Raw genomic sequence first — 17717 nt, forward strand, 5'->3', positions numbered from 1 at the left:
TGATTGTGGTGATGATGCGGCGCGCTTGATGTTTTCTGCGCGCTTGATGTTTTGTCACGCGCATTGTTTCCTGCGCGCATATTTTTCGCGCGCGTTTTGCACGCGCTTTTGTGATAAAGCACTTTTATTGAAGCGCAGAGCACTTTTAACGCTTTTGACACTTTTAATGCTTTTGACACTTTTAATATTTTAAGCATTTTTTGTCATTGCTAAAAAACTCGTTTTGCTGAAAAAACTCGCTGCGTTTGTTTTCTGAAGAAACTCGCAAAGCTCGTTTTGCTCGCTGCGCTTGACTTTGTTGTCATTGCGAGGAGCAAAGCGACGAAGCAATCCACAAGGCAAAACCGCGCAAGGCATAGATTACTAAAGAAGCTAGCGCTTTGCTTCGCAGGCAAGCCCGCTCGCAAAACGAACGAAGTGAGTTTCTTTAGTAAAACGAACGAAGTGAGTTTCTTTAGTAAAACGAACGAAGTGAGTTTCTTTAGTAATGACGATGACAAAACTTAAAAAGTGGCAAAAGCGCTAGAATCTAAAAAGCGTTTTTGAAGTATAATGCCAAAGCTAAATCGCAAGGAGTCAAAATGACAGCGCAGAATCTAAAAAAGCTAAATCTAAAAATGCCAAATCCAAAACAGCTAGTATTTATCGGCATAGCCGCGCTTGACTTAAATATCTGCCTAGCCAATACCAACCCTTTGACTGACAAATCAAAGCATATTTATCACCCGCAGACGCGCGATGAACTCGTGCAGCTGCTAAATGATGAAAATGTCAAACTTGACACGATAGATACGAGCAAAATAAAAGACATGAGCTATTTGTTTGCGAATACTCCTAGCGATGAGTGCGGTAAAATAATGGAGCAATATATAAAAAATTGCAAAAATTCCGCCAAAAGACGAAAGGATTTTAGCGGGATTGAGACTTGGGATGTCAGCAAGGTTACAGATATGAACAACATGTTTGATTCTGCAATATCTTTTAACCAGCCGCTAAATTCTTGGGATGTAGCTAAGGTCACAAATATGTCATTTATGTTTGATTCTGCAATATCTTTTAACCAACCACTTGATTCTTGGGATGTTGGCAATGTAAGAGATATGAGCGGTATGTTTGCCGATGCAAAATCCTTCAACCAGCCACTTAACTCTTGGAATGTAGCTAAGGTCACAGATATGGCATTTATGTTTGCTTCCGCGAAATCTTTCAATCAACCGCTTGATAAGTGGAATGTCAGCAAGGTAAAAAATATGAGCTGGATGTTTGCTTATACAGAATCTTTCAACCAGCCACTAGAATCTTGGAATGTCAGTAATGTTACAAATATGAGCTATATGTTTGTCAAAGCGCAATCTTTCAACCAGCCGCTAAATAAATGGAATGTAATCAAGGTAAAAAATATGTATGCTATGTTTCAAGGCACGAGCGCCTTCAACCAACCGCTAAATAAGTGGGATGTGTCTAATGTCAGAGATATGGAATTTATGTTTGCTTGGGCTGAATCTTTCAACCAACCGCTTAGTTCTTGGAAAGTAAAAACAAGCACAAAGCAGCAAGGTATGTTTTTTGGCTCGCTGCTAGGATCTAAACCGCCTAAGTGGCATAAGGAATAAGACAAAAGCGCTAGAATCTAAATTTGTCGTTGCTAAAAAAGCTGTGCCTTGCCAAATAACTCTCGCCCTTCTTTCGTCATTGCGAGCGTTAGCGAAGCAATCCACTTGCATTTTTATAGATTACTAAAGAAGCTAGCGCTTTGCCAAAAACCTCCCTCGTCATTGCGAGCCGACTTGTCGGCGAAGCAATCCATTTAAGCAGATTTTGTAGTTTTTGTGGATTGCTTCGTCGCTTCCGCTCCTCGCAATGACGATAAGGCAATATTTTTGGCAAAACAAGCAAAGTGCTAGCTTCTTTTAGTAAAATGACGATGACAAAACTTAAAAGGAGCCAAAAATGAAACACATAAATCAGAATCTAAAAAACCTAGCCTTTATCAGCATAGCTGCGCTTGGCTTAAATATCTGCCTAGCAAACACCAACCCTTTGACCGACACATCAAAGCACATTTACCACCCGCAGACATACGATGAGCTCGTAGAACTACTGCGCAATGAAAACATCAAACTAGACACGATAGATACCAGCAAAATCACAGATATGGACTCTTTGTTTGAAGATAGCGAGCGCAAGGATTTTGGCGGGATTGAGACTTGGGATGTCAGCAATGTTACAAATATGGAGAGTATGTTTTGGGGTGCAAAATCCTTCAACCAGCCACTAGAATCTTGGGATGTAAGTAGCGTTACAGATATGGGTGGTATGTTTTATGAAGCAGAATCCTTTAATCAACCACTGGATTCTTGGGATGTAAGTAGCGTTACAGATATGGGTGGTATGTTTTGGGGTGCAAAATCTTTCAACCAACCACTAGATTCTTGGGATGTTAGCAAGGTGAGAAATATGAGTAGTATATTTGCTGGTGCAGAATCTTTCAACCAACCGCTAGATAAGTGGAATGTTAGTAATGTTATGGATATGCGAGGTATGTTTGCCGGTGCGAAATCTTTCAAGCAGAATCTAAATTCTTGGCAAATAAATAAAGATGCAAAGCAAGAAGATATGTTTAAAAACTCGCCGCTAGAATCTAAACCGCCGAAGTGGTATAAAAAGCGCTAATGCAGGATAAAGTGGCAAAGTGTGGCTAGATTTTAGATTCTGGTAAAATCTAGCAGAATCTAAATGCGAGCTTTGGCTTGCAGATATCTAAAATCCAAGTCAAAATCCGGGCAAAAATCAGAATCCAAAATCCAAATCTAAAATTAAAGCCCACAAATTTCAAGCTTGCGATTTTTTAAGCTCTTGCATCAATCGATATAAAAATATATTAAAATATCAAAATCATAATCCACAGCAAGCACAAAACACAAACAGGCACAAATAAACATCAACAAACATGGGCAAAAAGCAAACACAGGCAAGCACCAACCAACACGAACAAACATCAACCAACACGAACAAACATCAACAAACGCGACACCCAAAACAAGGAGAATCCATGCGACAAAAAATATTTTGGCTTTTGCTAGTTATCGCCGTCATCGCGCTAGACCAGCTTATCAAATCCATAATCCTTGGCGGATTCCGCTGGCATAGCGAGGCGCTATCCATCGTGCTAGTGTATAATGATGGCGTGGCGTTTTCGATGCTGGCGTTTTTGCAGGGCTATCTCAAGTGGCTGCAGATTGGCTTCATCGCGCTGATTGTGGGCTATATTTTCACGCAGCGCGAGATTTTTGCGCGGTATTGGCTGGGCTTTGGCTTGATGATTGGCGGGGGGATTTCCAATGTCATCGATCGCTTCGTGCATGGCGGGGTGGTTGATTATGTGTATTGGCATTATTGGTTTGATTTTGCGATTTTCAACTTTGCTGATGTGATGATAGATATTGGCGTGGCGTGCCTTATCATAGCATGGCTCATCCACGAGCGGCGACAAAGGCGCGCGGTGTGTGAGTGAAAATATAGTGCAAAATAAAGTCGTGGGTGGAGAAAATCGCAGGCAGACTTGATTTTGCGTTTTAGATTCTATAATGTTGGATTTTGCATATTGGATTTTGTAATGCTAGATTTTTGATAAATTGGATTTTATAATGCTAGATTTTGCATTGGATTTTGTGATATTGGATTCTGCAATATTGCGTTTTGCGATACTGGATTCTGCGATTCGCTAGTCAAAATATTTTGACTAGAATCTGGGATGCTTGACTTATTTTGTCGGCTTGTTTGCTGGAGAATCTAAATCTTGTTGGGCTAAAGATTCTCGCTTGACTTGTTTTGGCAAACCCCGCCACTTGTTTGGCTAGAGATTTTGCTTGACTTATTTTGGCTTTTGGTGTAGTATTTCACTCGACTAGGCGATGAAAGCATCCTTTGAGGTGCCAGCGCGGCTGCCCCACTTTATGTGAGGGAGTGTTGGGGAGTGTGCCGCTCCCAACCATCGCCGAGTCTCATATTAGATTCTATCCACTTTTTTATCAAAATTACTTTTTCAAAAATTACTTTTCGCTCACAAAGTTACTTTTCTTTTTGATAGCTTTGCATTTCTGATTCTAGCTCCCTATCTATTTCTGCCACTTCTTGCGGGTGCTGTTTTTCCCACTCCTCAATTTTCTTTATTGCTGGGCAGTTCTCTAGCGTGTAATATTCCGGCTCGTTTGCGTTTTCTGCGATTTTTACTTTTAAATTTGAGTATTTGTGAAAATCAGTTTTCATCGTTTTCCTTTTTTGACAAGTTTTTAGGCAATCAAACTATGTGAGATTGTAGCAAAACATTGCAAAACGCCAAAATAAAAGTAGCAAATAAAAGATAAGCCAAACAAAGATTTGAGGCGAAATGAAGATTTGAGGCAGGTCAAAGATTGAAGCAAGATAAAGATTTGGATTCTAGCTTGGGTGGCCTTGTAAGCGAGAATCCGCCCGCCACAAAGCCTACACAAAGCCACCAATCTAGCGCAAAACATCCAAGCACCAGAATCTAAGGTGTTAAATATTTGCGACACAAAATATTTGCGACACAAAATATCTGTAGCGCCAAAATCCGCAGAGTCAAAATCTACAGCGCAAAATCCTTGATTTTATCAAACTCTAGGTAGCGATACACTTTTGCAGCATTATCACCCAGCTTTTGTGGGACGATTTGCAGATATTCCTCCACACTTGGCAATCGCCCGAGCTTCGCACACACAGCGCCCAGCTCCGCGCTTCCTAGATACACTTGCGCGCCTTTACCCATGCGGTTATCGAAGTTTCTAGTCGAGGTAGAAAACACCACCGCATTATCGCGCACGCGCGCTTGGTTGCCCATACAGAGGCTGCATCCGGGCACCTCTATACGCGCACCCGCCGCACCAAATAGGCTGAAATACCCCTCATCGCTAAGCTCTTTGGCATCCATTTTGGTAGGTGGCACTAGCCATGTGCGCGTCGCACTTTGCCCTTCGTTTTTCATGATCTCGCCAAACGCTCTAAAATGCCCGATATTTGTCATACAGCTACCGATAAACACCTCATCGATATGCTTTGGTCGCTTAGGATCTGCCAAAATCTCGCTCAAAGTCGCGACATCATCCGGATCATTCGGGCAAGCCAAAATCGGCTCTTTTATCTCGGCTAGATCGATTTCTATCACCGCTGCATATTCTGCATCTTTGTCCGCGCGCAAAAGCTCTGGCTTGTTTATCCACTCACGCATTTTTTCTGCGCGGCGTTTCAAGGTAGTGGCGCTTTGATAGCCATCTTTTATCATCGCCTCGATTAGCGTGATATTGGATTCTAGGTATTCGATGATTGGCTCTTTGTTTAGCGCTATGGTGCAAGCCGCAGCACTTCGCTCCGCGCTCGCATCAGATAGCTCAAACGCCTGCTCGACTTTGATATCTTCCAGCCCCTCGATTTCTAGAATCTTGCCGCTAAAGATATTTTTCTTGTTTTGTTTTGGCACGGTGAGCAAGCCCTTTTTTATCGCATAGTAGGGGATCGCATTTACGAGATCTCTTAGCGTGATGCCCGGATTCATCTTGCCTTTGAAGCGCACAAGCACAGATTCTGGCATATTTAGCGGCATGCTTCCAGTCACCGCTGCAAACGCCACAAGCCCGCTCCCCGCTGGGAAGCTGATGCCTATAGGGAAGCGCGTATGTGAGTCGCCGCCCGTGCCTACGGTGTCTGGGAGGCAGAATCTATTTAGCCAAGAGTGGATGACGCCATCTTTTGGGCGCAGTGCCACGCCGCCGCGACTTGTCATAAAATCTGGCAGCGTCGCTTGCAGGCTAACATCCGCTGGCTTTGGATAGGCTGCTGTGTGGCAGAAGCTTTGCATCACAAAATCAGCGCTATAACTAAGGCTTGCTAGCTCTTTTACCTCATCGCGAGTCATAGCGCCGGTGGTGTCTTGGCTACCCACGGTGGTGGCTATTGGCTCGCAGTATTCGCCAGCCCTCACGCCCTCTTTGCCACATGCGCGCCCTACCATTTTTTGCGCTAGGGTGTAGCCTTTGTTGCTGGGTGCTGGTTGTTGTGGTTTGGCAAATAGTTCAGATTCTCCGAGTCCTAGGAATTTGCGCGCTTTGTTGGTAAGCCCGCGCCCGATGATAAGCGGTATCCGCCCGCCCGCGCGAATCTCATCAAAAATCGTATTTGGCGTGAGGCTAAATTTACTCACCACCGCACCATTTTTGACTATCTCGCCATCATAAGGCTTTAGCGTGATGATATCGCCTTCTTTTAGCTCATCTACATTGGCGATAACCGGCAGACAGCCGCTATCCTCGCATGTCGCGAAAAATATAGGCGCAATGATCCCGCCGATGACAAAGCCGCCGCTTTTTTTGTTTGGCACATAGGGGATCTCATCGCCAAAATGCCATACGATAGAGTTGCACGCGGATTTTCTACTACTCCCTGTCCCTACAACATCGCCGACATAAACCACGGTGGCGTCATTGTCTTTGGCGATTTTTTTGATATTTTCTAGACGCGCTTCATAGTTTTCTACGCGAGATTTTAGCATGGCTTTTGCATGCAGTGGTATGTCGCTTCTGGTGAAAGCATCGCTTGCTGGGCTTAAATCATCGGTGTTTGTCTCGCCATCGATTTTTAAAACCGCTAGTTTGATTTCTTGTGGCAATGCCTTTTTGCGCTCAAACCACTCTGCATTCGCCCAAGATTCTACTATCTCTTTGGCAAGCGTGGCGGATTTGCCGCTGCCTTTACTCATATTGGCGATAGTGTCAAAATCGCCATACACCAAAAGCGTGTTTTTTAGCCCCTCTGCGGCGATTTTTGCCACGCTTTCATTGCTAGATTCTAATGCTTTGATGAGATAGGGGACATTATACCCGCCAAGCATCGTGCCTAGAAGCTCGATAGCAAGCTCGGGGCTTATGAGATCGCATTTTTTGCTGCCATCCACGATAGCACCCAAAAACTCCGCCTTGACTTTTGCGCCATCATCCACGCCGGGGCTTACGCGATTGATAAGCAAATCTTTGGCAAACTCTTTCTCCTCTTTTGAGCTAGCAGAATCTAGCAGTATTTGGACGACTTCCTCTACCGCGCTTTTGTTTAGCGCAAGCGGTGGGATGCCCTCATTCGCGCGCTCTTGCTTGGCGTTTTTGTAGTTTGTGATAAAAGTCTGTGTTTGCATGGTAACTCTCCTTTTGGCTATGCTTTCTTGATGCTCTTCCTTACGCTATACGCTATCCAAACGCGCCCAAATCCCGATAAACTAAAGCTACCAGAATCTAAATGCGGCTTGGTTTGAAGTGCTTAGTATAGCAAATCTTAGGCTATCATAAGTTTAATTATTTCTTAACTTTTTGCATTTTTGATGCTTTTTGATATTTTGGCAGGTGTTTATGTGGTGATTTGGCGTGGTTTGTGTGGCGTTTTGGCTAAATTTGCGCGCGATTCTGGCGGATTCTAGCGCGATTTTGTGGCTAGGATTCAAGCAGATTCCGCGCGCATTTTGGCTAGATTCTAGCGCGGATTCTACGCTATATATGCGCGTTTAGCTTATAGCCTACACCGCGCACCGTCTCTATGCGCGCGCCAAAAGATTCTAGCTTGTTTCTAAGCGTATTTATATGCATATCTATGGTGCGCGTCTCGCTGCTATACTCATAGCCCCACACGATTTCTAGCAGCTCCTCGCGGCTAAAAGTCCTATCCGGATTTTTCATCAAAAACGCGAGCAGCTCAAACTCTTTTAGCGTGAGTTTTATCTCTTTGCCTTGAAGCGTTATCATATGCCGCTTTGGCGAAAGCGTAAGCTCGCCTAGCACCAAATCACCAAAATCTAGGCTATCGCAGCGCCTAAGCAGCGCGCGGATTCTGGCTAGCAGCTCTAGCGCGCTAAAGGGCTTTGAGAGATAATCATCCGCGCCAAAATCAAGTCCCTTTATCTTGTCATACTCGCTGCCAAGCGCGCTTAGGATGATGATGGGGATGTTTCTTGTTTTGGATTTTTCTTTGAGGCGCTTTAGGATGCTTAGCCCATTTTCATTAGGCAGCATGATATCTAGCACGATGAGGGAAGGCAGCTTTTGGCTCATCGCCTTATCAAAATCTCTGGCATTGTCAAAGCCTTGCGCCTCCATTTTCTGCGAGGAGAGCGCGTATAGCACGAGCTCCAAAATACTGCTATCATCTTCTAGCACATAAATCACTTTTGCTCCTCTGTTTTGGTTGTATTGTTGGTATAGAATCTAGGTTTAAAGTAGAATCTAGATTCTGCTAGAATCCAAACTTTTCGCAAACTAACCCTTGGCGGATTCTTGGGCTTTTGTAGATTCTGCGTTTTTATAGATTTTGCATTTTTGGCAGAATCTAGTTTTGCTTATCTTTTTGGCTACCTTTGTGGCGGGCGCGGGCGCGGTGCCTGCAAATGCGAAACATCGCACATTTTTGTATCTGCTACAAAATCATGCAAAAAGCGATGATTGCGACTGAAAAACACACTTACAAGCCCCACCACTAGCCCCGTGCTAGCCACCCACATCATCACGCGTAGCCACGCACGCCAGAATCCGACTTTGTCGCTGTTTTTGTCATTTGTGGTGCTAGATTCTGCGCTGTTTTTTACATCATCGCTTTTGGCGCTAGATTCTGCGTGCGCTGGCGCGCTGGGGCTAGAATCTAGATTTTTGGATTCTATATTTTTAGATTCTGCGCTTTTAGATTCTACATTTTGGCTATTTTTCACAAGCTTTAGCCCGACAAATCGCAGCCCGGGCGTCTGCCCAGACACCGCGATAAACACCGCGCACACCACCGCATAAATCATAATACACACAAAAATCGCCGCCTGATTCTCGCGAAAATTCTGCGCGCCGCCCAGCACCACATAAGTGGCGATGTATAAAATAGGCGTGTAAATCATAAAAAGATCGGTAATAAAAGCCTTGATACGCCGCGTGATAAACTCGACTTTCCACACATATTTGCACCACGCCAAAAAACTCATATCGCGCGGATTTTGACGCGGATTTAGCGCGGTTTGTGCGCTGGTGGATTCTAGATTTTTGGATTCTCTATTTTTAGATTCTGTGCTTTTTGCGCTTTTTTTGGCATTTGTGCTTTTTGCGCTAGAATCTGATTTGTGCGTGATATTTTGCTTTAGTTTGCGCCATTTTGGCGCTCTAGCGTCTCTTGTGGCGTCTTTGGCATTGGTAGTATTTGAAGTATTTTTGCTTGATTTATCACGCATTTTTGGCTTCACTTTATGCTTTTAGATTCTGCTTTTTGGCAGGCGCAAATTTAGGGTGCAAACTTCTAGTTTCCTCGTTAATTCCCTCTAGAGCCCGGTTTTATCGCTTTTGAGTGATTTTGTGCGCAAAGCGGGCATTCGCTTGGCTCATACATCGCAAAGATAAAATCCTCAAGCGCAAAAAGCGGCAGATTATCCGGCAGTCTGCATTCTGCCTTGCGCGACACGCTAGAGCCCACGCGCGCGCAAAATCCTCGATTGGCAAGCCCTGCATAAGCCACCACATCACCACCGGCAAACTCCACACATCTTGCAGATTCTAGTGCTGAGCCGCCTGTAGTTATGATATCCTCGCACACGATTATTTTCTCACCCTCTTTCACGCCAAATCCGCGCCTAAGCTGCATCTCGCCATCCACGCGCTCGGTAAATATAAATCGCACGCCAAGCGCACGCGCTAGCTCATACCCCGCGAGAATCCCGCCAAGTGCTGGCGAGCAGACGCATTGCACCTCTAGCCCAGCTTCTTTTATCTGCATAGCCAGCGCTTCTCCTAGAATCTGCGCCGTGCGCGGGTTTTCTAGGACTTTGGCAGATTGCAGATAGTGGTCAGAGTGGTTGCCGCTGCTTAGCAGAAAATGCCCTTTTAAAAGCGCGTGCGCGTCCTCATAGATTTTTTTGATATCTAGCTGGCTCATACTTTCATCACCTCTTCTTCTTTGTGGCGCACCATTTCATCGATTTTTTTGGTAAATTCATCAGTCAGCTTTTGGATGTCATCTTGGGATTTTTTGCTGATGTCTTCGGTGATTTCTTTGTCTTTTTCGAGGCGTTTTATGTGGTTGTTGGCGTCTTGGCGGATGTTTCGTATCGCGACTTTTGCCTTCTCGCCCATCGCCTTTGCTTCTTTGGCGCTTTCTTTGCGCTGGTCTTGCGTCATCGGCGGGAAAAATAGCTTCACGCATTCGCTATCAGAATTTGGATTTACTCCGATATTTGCCTCTTGTATCGCGCGCTCGACATCTTTGATGAGTCCCTTTTCCCAAGGCGTGATGACGATGGTTGTCGCATCTTGGGCTATCACAGAGCCGATTTGGTTTAGCGGGGTTGGCGTGTCGTAGTAGCTTACGCGGATGTGATCTAGCACGGAGAGCGAGACTTTGCCGCTTCGTATCGTGCCAAAATCGCGTTTGAGCGCATCGATAGATTTTTCCATGTGTGCTTTGGTGTTTGTGAGTATTTCTTGTGTCATTGTTTTCCTTTTGTCTGGTGTCGTGTCGTGCTTGTTTGTGCCTATTTGCGTTTGTTTGTGCGTGGCTGGCGCAAATACTAGAATCTAGATTCTAGCCAAAATTCTAGCTAAATCTTTGACGCACTCCCAAATCTTTAATAAGCGCAAATCGTAGCAAATCTAGATTCTGCCTAAAACCCCTAGAATCTTGGGGGCTTAAGAATCTTGGAATCCCAAAATCTTAGAATCCAAGTCGCAGAATCTAAAGAACCCGCCCTTTATGGAATCTTTTGCGAAATCTTTAGAATCCGCGCGTTTGGATTCCAACTTTTAGATTCTGCCAGATTCTGCGCTTTGTAGATTCTGATAGATTCTAGATTCTAGCGCGCTTTCCTCATTATGCGCGCGCATCGCTTTATTTTGCAGAATCCACCGGCGCAGTGCTTGCCCCGCTATTTGCAGGCGCAGAATCTGCTGGCGCGCTATTTAGATTCCAGTTTGGCACGCCAGCAGTGCCAGCCGGTGCGCCTAGCGGTGCGTTTAGCGGGCGATTTAGCGGCGCGCCGCTTTGCGTGCTGCCCTCTATCGCTTGGCTGTCAAATACGCTTTTTTGCTGCTTGGTATTAAACTGATAGCCTAGAAATATCGTATTTGCCAAAAACACCAGCGCCAAAAACATCGTAAATTTCGCCAAAAATCCCGCCGGACCCTTCGCGCCAAAAAGCGATTCATTGCTCCCGCTATACACGCCAAGCCCCATGCTGCTGGATTTTTGAAGCAGCACCACGCCCACAATAGCAATCGCCAAAATAATCTCGATAACAACAAAAAGTGTGCTCATCGCATCTCCTAGATTTCATAAAATAAACTTAGGATTTTACCATATTTTTGAGAAACTGCAATTTAAGCTGACAAAAATAAATGCTACCAAAATCCACAAAACAAATCCGCGCAAAAAATCTCAATCGTAACAAATCTAAACAATCCGCGCCCCAACACCCGCATAAATCACAAAATCACCAAAATAAACCATTTTGACAAGGTAGCTTTAAGTTTGCTTGGCTACAATGCGCCCTACAAACCACATAAAAGGAACTCGATGAAGACTTTGACAAAACTAAGTAGCGTAGCACTGCTAGGACTAGGGCTTATCTCCTCTGCAAATGCAGTAGAGATCAATGTAAACCCTTATGGTAAGCTAGGTGGCATCGCGTCACTAGATTTTACCAACTCAAAACAAAGCTATGGCGGCGTGCTAGCAAATGCTGGAGCGGATTTTTCTTTGACAAATGGCTTAAGATGGGGGCTTGGCGCTATCGGTGCATGGACTCCATGGGAGCAGACAAACAATATTAGCTCGCCATACGCAAGCGCAGGTGATGCATCAGAAGCATACATAGGATACAAAAACAAGCTAATCGAATTCTATGCTGGACGCTTCAAAAATGGCTTTACCAACTTCGACTGGCTACAAGGCAATGTGCAAGGCGCGTCTATCCGCTTCACTACTTATGAATCTAAAATGATTTATTGGCTAACCTATGCCAACTCCTATCTTTACAATGGCAAACAACACAACTACATCCAAGGCGACAGAATCGCAGCAGACCTTACTAGCCTAACAAGCTACAACACAACAGGCGGCAAGAAAAACTCTATGGTAGGCGGTGAAATCATCGCTGGTGGTGTGGATTTTGCCTACAACAATTTCTGGCTAAAGCCTTATGTGCTGTTTAATACCAATGCAGCGGGCACAAAGTCTATCTTGCTACAAGGTGGGCTAAAAGCTGGCATTAGCTTTGATATTTCCAAGTTTAAATCCACTACCATATTCCAAGCCATGTATCAATATTGGGATTTGCCAACTTTGGCAGCAAATGACTCTGCAAGCTCGATTTTGCTCTGGGCTGATCAGACATTCCGATACCAAAATTTCTTGATGTTTGGTGCTGGTATAGTGGGAATACCCGGCAATGAAAAAAGCACGATATATGCACTAAGCGATTCTTCTAAATTCTATGGAAGAATGTTTGCTAGTGGCATGTCAGGTCCGCTAAGCGGCTTTGCGCCATATTTTGCAGGGACTTCACTCTATGGCTATGTCTTTGGCGGGCTAGATATGAAATGGGTGCGCGTCGATGGAATGGTGAGCTTTGGGACATACAACGAATACTCTATCATGTCAAACTTCCCTGTATGGCAGCAAAAAAATATGAAGCTTAGCCTAGGCGTAGGATATGCGTATATCAAAGGTGATTTTGGCGGTGGGACAGATAATGTAAGTGGCAACTCGCTAAAAGCATTTGCTAAATTCTCTTACTAGCCAACGCTAAGCTAGGCGCTTTTGGCCTTAAACCTAGAATCCACTTTTGGATTCTAGGTTTTCTTATTTTGGATTTTCTCCACTTTGGCTTTTTGCTTGAGATTTTCTCCACTAGATTCTTTAGGATTCTACGCTTTTTAGATTCTCGTTTGGATTCTGGCTTTTTGCCAGCTTTATGAAGCTTCTTGATTTTTGCTTTTTGTTGCTTTTTATTTTTGCAATCCACCAAAATTTTAGTTTTTATTTTTTACATTTTTCGCTTTTGATTTTTTACTTTTGCGCGCGTGTATCAAATAGATTCTGCTAATTTATGCTATAATGCGCGCTTGTGTAAGGCTACAGCAAAACGCAGAATCCAAAATTACAAAAAGGCTTGCATTTTTCGTCATTGCGAGGAAGTCGCAGGCTGACGAAGCAATCCATAATAAATGGATTACCAAAGAAAGACATTTTGCTTTTTAAAGACATTTTGCTTCTTGAGGTAGGCCATACAAACACCCCTAAACCACGGAGGCTTTTATGACTATCAGTATTTTGTGCGGCGGCTCTGGCACGCGGCTTTTCCCTATCTCGCGCGAGCTTATGCCAAAGCAGTTCGCACACATCCTGCCTAGCACGCAAGGCGCACCGCTCTCACTTTTTCAAGAAACGCTAAAGCGCAACACCACCCTGCTAGAATCCCACGCGCCCCAAATCCAAGTCATCACCAACGAATCACTTTACTTCATCGCCAAAGACCAAGCCCAAGAAATAGGCGCAAAAATCGATAGCTTCATCCTAGAATCTTGTGGCAAAAACACAACCCCAGCGCTTGCTTTCGCCGCACTTCAAGCGAGCAAAAGCGCCTCTAGCGATAAAATTGATGGAGGCGATGAAATCATTTTGGCACTGCCAAGCGACCATCTCATCGCGCATGAAAATTATCAAGCATGCATAGATGAGGCGATAAAACTAGCAGAGCAAGGCTATCTAGTGACTTTTGGCATCGCACCAAGCTCCGCACACACCGGCTATGGATACATAAAAGTAGATTCTAGCGACAAGCACAAAGTGCTAGGATTTTACGAAAAGCCAGATAGCAAAAAAGCGCAAGAGTTTTTAAACGCGGGCAATTATTACTGGAATAGCGGGATGTTTTGTTTCAAAGCAAGCACCATGCTTGAAGGCTTGCAAAAGCATTGCAGCGATATTTACGCGCAATGTGTGGAGGTGTTTGAGAAAAGCGATAATGTGATTATAGATAATCAACAATGCCTGCGCCTAGATAGAGAATCTAGCGAGAATCTGCGCGCGGAGAGCATCGACTATGCACTTATGGAAAAGGTGGATAATATCGCTTGTGTGGCGAGCGCACTAAAATGGAGTGATGTAGGCAGCTTTGAATCGCTAAGCCAAGAATACCCAAAAGATATGCAAGACAACACCTCAAACACCCACTTCATCGCCAAAAACAGCAAAAACAACTTCATCCTATCATCGCGCCCAGTCGTTGGCGTGGAGATAAACGACCTCATCGTGATAGATAGCGATGACTGCCTTTTGATAAGCAAAAAAGGCGAATCCGCGCAAATCAAAGAAATCCTGCCAATTTTGCGCGAGACCTACCCAGAGCTTACGCGCACGCACCGCACGACATATCGCCCATGGGGAAGCTACAGCGTGCTACTAGAATCTAAATACTACAAAATCAAACAAATCGTCGTCAAACCAAAAGCGCGCCTAAGCCTGCAAAAGCACTTCCACCGCAACGAACACTGGATAATCGTCAATGGCTCTGCTATCGTGCGCGTGGGCGACCAAGAGATATTTCTGCAAAGCAACCAATCCACCTACATCCCCATGGGGCAGGCACATAGACTTGAAAATCCGGGTAAAATCCCGCTAGTGGTGATAGAAGTGCAGATGGGCGAATATCTAGGCGAGGATGACATCGTGCGCATGGAGGATGACTATCTAAGGAAATAATTTTAGAATCCAAAGAGGAGCAAAGCGACGAAGCGCGGCTTCTTTAGTAATGACAAAAAAAGTTTTTTGGCAGTTTTAAATTCCCTGCTTTTTGGATTCTAGCGCTTGAATTTTTTGTGTTACATCCCACAATCTGTCCTTTAGATTTCGGCTATTTTTATACCATTTCGGCGGTTTGGATTCTAGTGGCGAGCCATTAAACACATATGCTGTGTTCGCGCCTTTATTTATTTTCCAAGAATTGAGATTTTGATTGAAAAAATCTGCGCCATTAAACATAAAATTCATATTTGTAACCCTGCCAACATTCCATTTATCTAGCGGTTGGTTGAATGATTTTGCATAATCAAACATAGATTTCATATCTTTTACCTTGCTGACATTCCAAGAGTTTAGCGGCTGGTTAAAAGATGTCGCGCCCCAAAACATACCGCTCATATCTATCACATTACTCACATTCCAAGATTCTAGAGGCTCGTTAAAGGATTCTGCTACATAAAACATACCGCTCATATCTATCACATTACTCACATCCCAAGTCTCTAGCCCGCTAAGGTCTTTTCGCGCGTTAGCGGCATTTTTGCAATTTTGTATATATGGCGCAAAGCCTTCGTATTCTGCCAATACATCACAATCAGCGCTAAAAGCATCTGTAAATAAAAAGCTCATATCTGTAACCATGCTAACATCAATAGAATCTAGCTTTATAGATTCATCCCATAGTAGCTTCACTAGCTCATCGCGATTTTGCGGGCGGTATTTATGCCCTGTTTTGTTAGGTGAGTCATGCCGCTTAGACGCGTCATGCCACCTAGGCGGGTTAGATTCTAGTGGCGAGTTTTCAAACATACCACTTGTTTCTGTCCTTTTATTTACTTTCCAAGAATCTAGATTCTGGTTAAAGGATTTTGCGCCATTAAACATACCATACATCTTGTTTACATTGCCGACATCCCATTTATCAAGCGGCTAGTTGAAAGATTCTGCTTTGGCAAACATATAAGCTATTTCCCTTGCATTGCTAATATTCCAATTATCTAGCGGTTGGTTGAAAGATTTTGCACCATAAAACATACTATACATATTTGTAACCCTACTCACATCCCAAGAGTTTAGCGGCTGGTTAAACGATATTGCATAATTAAACATTTCTTCCATATCTTTCACCCTGCCAACATTCCAAGAATCTAGATTCTGGTTGAAAGATTCTGCGCCATAAAACATCTGGCTCATATCTGTAACCTTGCTAACATCCCACTTATCTAGCGGCTGGTTAAAGGATTCTGCACCATTAAACATGCGGCGCATAGTCCTCACATTGCCTGTATTCCAAGAATTTAGCGGTTGGTTAAAAGACACCGCATTAAAAAACATAGATTTCATATTTTCCACCTTGCTGACATTCCAAGAATCTAGCGGTTGGTTGAAGGATTTTGCAATGCAAAACATATCACGCATATCCACAACATTACCCACATCCCATTTATCCAAAGGCTGGTTAAATGTGCGCGCTTCTTCAAACATGCTAACCATGATTTCTACCTTGCTTACATTCCAAGAGCCTATCGGATAATTAAAGGATTCTGCACGATAAAACATACTTCGCATATCTCGGACATTACTCACATCCCAAGTCTCTAGCCCGCTAAAGTCTTTTCGCGCGTTAGCGGGATTTTGGCAATTTTTGATATATGGCTCAAGTCTTAACTCATCGCACCCATAGTAAATATCCGCAAACAAAAAGCTCATATCTGTGATTTTGCTGACATCAATGGTTTCTAGCTTTATATTTTCATCTTTTAGCAATTCCACTAATTCATCTCGGTTTTGTGGGTGGTATTTATGCTTTGATTCATTGGATGGGTCATACCACTTAGGCAGGCTAGATTTTTGCAGTGCATAATTAAACATATCTTTTTGCTTTGTGTCTTTATTTACCTTCCAAGAATCTAGATTTTGGTTGAAAGATTTTGCATAATTAAACATAGATTTCATATCTTTTACCTTGCCAACATCCCAAGAATCAAGCGGCTGGTTAAATGATATCGCGCGAGAAAACATTTCTGTCATATCTGCGACATTGCTGACATCCCAAGAGTTTAGCGGCTGATTGAAGGATTTTGCATTGGCAAACATATAGCGCATATTTTCCACCTTGCTGACATTCCAAGAGTTTAGATTCTGGTTAAAAGATTGCGCATCATAAAACATATAGCCCATATCTATAGCATTACTCACATTCCAAGATTCTAGTGGCTGGTTGAAAGATTTCGCGCCAAGAAACATAGCATTCATATTTGTAGCATTGCCGACATTCCAAGAATCAAGCGGCTGGTTGAAAGATTGCGCTTGCGCAAATATGCCACGCATATTTTTTACATTGCTGACATCCCATTTATCCAAAGGCTGATTAAAAGATAGCGCTCCAAAAAACATAGAATCCATACTTTCTACCTTGCTGACATTCCACTTATTTAGCGGCTGATTGAAGGATTTTGCGTGGCTAAACATACTATTCATATCTTTCACATTACTCACATCCCAAGTCTCAATCCCGCTAAAATCTTCTCGTTTGCCAGCATTATTTTTGCAATTTTGTATATATGGCGCAAGGTATTTGTCCGATGATAATTTATCGCATTTATCTCTAGGAAAATCCGCAAACAACAAACTCATATCTGTAATCTTGCTAGTATCAATAGAACTTAGCTTTATAGATTCATCTCTCAATAACTCCACTAATTCATCGCGATTTTGCGGATGATGCTTTCCGCAAGCGCTAAATAATAAGCCAAGCGCGGCTATGCTGATAAGGGCTAGTTTTTTGGGATTTGGTATTTTTAGATTCTGCGCTTCGCTCGCGTTTTGTGGCATTTTTAGATTCTGGATTGGCATTTTGACTCCTTAGCAATTAGCTTTGGCATTATACTTTAAGC

The 17717-nt window shown here is 43.6% G+C and carries 17 protein-coding genes and 1 pseudogene; 8 read left to right on the forward strand and 10 right to left on the reverse strand.

Going from position 1 to position 17717, the window contains the following annotated elements; genetic code table 11:
- Window positions 1-276 precede the first annotated feature (276 nt).
- The 4 genes from BKN38_RS06750 (at window position 277) to lspA (ending at window position 3514) form a co-directional block, all read left to right on the forward strand.
- Complete coding sequence (locus BKN38_RS06750; protein ID WP_070957746.1) at window positions 277-507, forward strand: hypothetical protein; 231 nt, start codon at window positions 277-279, stop codon at window positions 505-507.
- Between the two features lie 74 nt (window positions 508-581).
- Window positions 582-1613 (forward strand): BspA family leucine-rich repeat surface protein, encoded by a 1032-nt coding sequence (locus BKN38_RS06755; RefSeq protein WP_104720768.1) that lies wholly within the window; start codon window positions 582-584, stop codon window positions 1611-1613.
- Between the two features lie 337 nt (window positions 1614-1950).
- Window positions 1951-2673, forward strand: coding sequence for a BspA family leucine-rich repeat surface protein (locus BKN38_RS06765; protein ID WP_070957747.1), 723 nt, complete (start codon window positions 1951-1953; stop codon window positions 2671-2673).
- 379 nt (window positions 2674-3052) lie between these two features.
- Window positions 3053-3514 (forward strand): signal peptidase II, encoded by a 462-nt coding sequence (gene lspA, locus BKN38_RS06770; protein ID WP_066455505.1) that lies wholly within the window; start codon window positions 3053-3055, stop codon window positions 3512-3514.
- A gap of 557 nt (window positions 3515-4071) precedes the next feature.
- Here the strand turns inward: lspA and BKN38_RS06775 are convergent.
- Window positions 4072-4269 (reverse strand): hypothetical protein, encoded by a 198-nt coding sequence (locus tag BKN38_RS06775; RefSeq protein WP_066455506.1) that lies wholly within the window; start codon window positions 4267-4269, stop codon window positions 4072-4074.
- 340 nt (window positions 4270-4609) lie between these two features.
- Window positions 4610-7201 carry a bifunctional aconitate hydratase 2/2-methylisocitrate dehydratase gene (acnB, locus tag BKN38_RS06780; protein ID WP_066455508.1) on the reverse strand — a complete coding sequence of 864 codons (2592 nt, stop codon included), beginning with the start codon at window positions 7199-7201 and terminating at the stop codon, window positions 4610-4612.
- Window positions 7202-7436: 235 nt separating this feature from the next.
- On the opposite strand from acnB, the gene BKN38_RS11945 reads away from it, so the two are divergent.
- Complete coding sequence (locus BKN38_RS11945; protein ID WP_256325557.1) at window positions 7437-7568, forward strand: hypothetical protein; 132 nt, start codon at window positions 7437-7439, stop codon at window positions 7566-7568.
- On the opposite strand, the gene BKN38_RS06785 is transcribed toward BKN38_RS11945, so the two are convergent.
- The 4 genes from BKN38_RS06785 to frr all read right to left on the reverse strand — a co-directional run bounded on the left by BKN38_RS06785 (window position 7551) and on the right by frr (window position 10514).
- Window positions 7551-8222, reverse strand: coding sequence for a response regulator transcription factor (locus BKN38_RS06785; RefSeq protein ID WP_066455510.1), 672 nt, complete (start codon window positions 8220-8222; stop codon window positions 7551-7553). The genes BKN38_RS11945 and BKN38_RS06785 overlap by 18 nt on opposite strands.
- Before the next feature lie 182 nt (window positions 8223-8404).
- A complete protein-coding gene (locus BKN38_RS06790) occupies window positions 8405-9274 on the reverse strand; it encodes an RDD family protein (RefSeq protein WP_066455512.1) in 870 nt (289 codons plus the stop codon).
- A 65-nt stretch (window positions 9275-9339) separates the two neighbouring features.
- A complete protein-coding gene (gene pyrE, locus BKN38_RS06795) occupies window positions 9340-9960 on the reverse strand; it encodes an orotate phosphoribosyltransferase (protein ID WP_066455516.1) in 621 nt (206 codons plus the stop codon).
- Window positions 9957-10514, reverse strand: a complete 558-nt coding sequence (frr, locus tag BKN38_RS06800; RefSeq protein ID WP_066455519.1) for a ribosome recycling factor — start codon at window positions 10512-10514, stop codon at window positions 9957-9959. The genes pyrE and frr overlap by 4 nt, the downstream gene beginning before the upstream one ends.
- A gap of 204 nt (window positions 10515-10718) precedes the next feature.
- Here frr and BKN38_RS11950 point away from each other — a divergent pair, with 204 nt between their 5' ends.
- Complete coding sequence (locus tag BKN38_RS11950; protein ID WP_256325558.1) at window positions 10719-10853, forward strand: hypothetical protein; 135 nt, start codon at window positions 10719-10721, stop codon at window positions 10851-10853.
- Window positions 10854-10908: 55 nt separating this feature from the next.
- On the opposite strand, the gene secG is transcribed toward BKN38_RS11950, so the two are convergent.
- The gene (gene secG / locus BKN38_RS06805; RefSeq protein WP_066455522.1) at window positions 10909-11334 is read right to left on the reverse strand and encodes a preprotein translocase subunit SecG; all 426 of its coding nucleotides are present in this window, start codon (window positions 11332-11334) and stop codon (window positions 10909-10911) included.
- 258 nt (window positions 11335-11592) lie between these two features.
- Here secG and BKN38_RS06810 point away from each other — a divergent pair, with 258 nt between their 5' ends.
- Entirely contained in the window at window positions 11593-12816 is a 1224-nt protein-coding gene (locus BKN38_RS06810; RefSeq protein ID WP_066455524.1) for a hypothetical protein, read from the forward strand.
- Between the two features lie 519 nt (window positions 12817-13335).
- The gene (locus BKN38_RS06820; protein ID WP_070957749.1) at window positions 13336-14781 is read left to right on the forward strand and encodes a mannose-1-phosphate guanylyltransferase/mannose-6-phosphate isomerase; all 1446 of its coding nucleotides are present in this window, start codon (window positions 13336-13338) and stop codon (window positions 14779-14781) included.
- Window positions 14782-14856: 75 nt separating this feature from the next.
- Here the strand turns inward: BKN38_RS06820 and BKN38_RS11490 are convergent, their stop codons facing one another.
- The 3 genes and pseudogenes from BKN38_RS11490 to BKN38_RS06830 form a co-directional block, all read right to left on the reverse strand.
- A complete protein-coding gene (locus tag BKN38_RS11490) occupies window positions 14857-15630 on the reverse strand; it encodes a BspA family leucine-rich repeat surface protein (protein ID WP_082942527.1) in 774 nt (257 codons plus the stop codon).
- Window positions 15628-15735: pseudogene (locus BKN38_RS11955) on the reverse strand (BspA family leucine-rich repeat surface protein); the annotation flags it as partial. The gene BKN38_RS11490 and the pseudogene BKN38_RS11955, both read right to left, overlap by 3 nt.
- A 15-nt stretch (window positions 15736-15750) precedes the next feature.
- On the reverse strand, window positions 15751-17676 hold the full coding sequence (locus BKN38_RS06830) for a BspA family leucine-rich repeat surface protein (RefSeq protein ID WP_066455530.1): 1926 nt from the start codon (window positions 17674-17676) through the stop codon (window positions 15751-15753).
- Between the last annotated feature and the right edge of the window lie 41 nt (window positions 17677-17717).

Origin of the sequence: Helicobacter sp. CLO-3 (genome assembly GCF_001854545.1) — a bacterium.
Taxonomy (GTDB): Bacteria; Campylobacterota; Campylobacteria; order Campylobacterales; family Helicobacteraceae; genus Helicobacter_B.

What these genes read in the sequence shown, in the direction of transcription:
- BKN38_RS06755 (WP_104720768.1), top strand. Translation starts at nt 582, where the DNA reads ATGACAGCGCAGAATCTAAAAAAGCTAAATCTAAAAATGCCAAATCCA.
- BKN38_RS06765 (WP_070957747.1), top strand. Translation starts at nt 1,951, where the DNA reads ATGAAACACATAAATCAGAATCTAAAAAACCTAGCCTTTATCAGCATA.
- lspA (WP_066455505.1), top strand. Translation starts at nt 3,053, where the DNA reads ATGCGACAAAAAATATTTTGGCTTTTGCTAGTTATCGCCGTCATCGCG.
- BKN38_RS06775 (WP_066455506.1), bottom strand. Translation starts at nt 4,269, where the DNA reads ATGAAAACTGATTTTCACAAATACTCAAATTTAAAAGTAAAAATCGCA.
- acnB (WP_066455508.1), bottom strand. Translation starts at nt 7,201, where the DNA reads ATGCAAACACAGACTTTTATCACAAACTACAAAAACGCCAAGCAAGAG.
- pyrE (WP_066455516.1), bottom strand. Translation starts at nt 9,960, where the DNA reads ATGAGCCAGCTAGATATCAAAAAAATCTATGAGGACGCGCACGCGCTT.
- frr (WP_066455519.1), bottom strand. Translation starts at nt 10,514, where the DNA reads ATGACACAAGAAATACTCACAAACACCAAAGCACACATGGAAAAATCT.
- secG (WP_066455522.1), bottom strand. Translation starts at nt 11,334, where the DNA reads ATGAGCACACTTTTTGTTGTTATCGAGATTATTTTGGCGATTGCTATT.
- BKN38_RS06810 (WP_066455524.1), top strand. Translation starts at nt 11,593, where the DNA reads ATGAAGACTTTGACAAAACTAAGTAGCGTAGCACTGCTAGGACTAGGG.
- BKN38_RS06820 (WP_070957749.1), top strand. Translation starts at nt 13,336, where the DNA reads ATGACTATCAGTATTTTGTGCGGCGGCTCTGGCACGCGGCTTTTCCCT.
- BKN38_RS11490 (WP_082942527.1), bottom strand. Translation starts at nt 15,630, where the DNA reads ATGTTTGAAAACTCGCCACTAGAATCTAACCCGCCTAGGTGGCATGAC.
- BKN38_RS06830 (WP_066455530.1), bottom strand. Translation starts at nt 17,676, where the DNA reads ATGCCAATCCAGAATCTAAAAATGCCACAAAACGCGAGCGAAGCGCAG.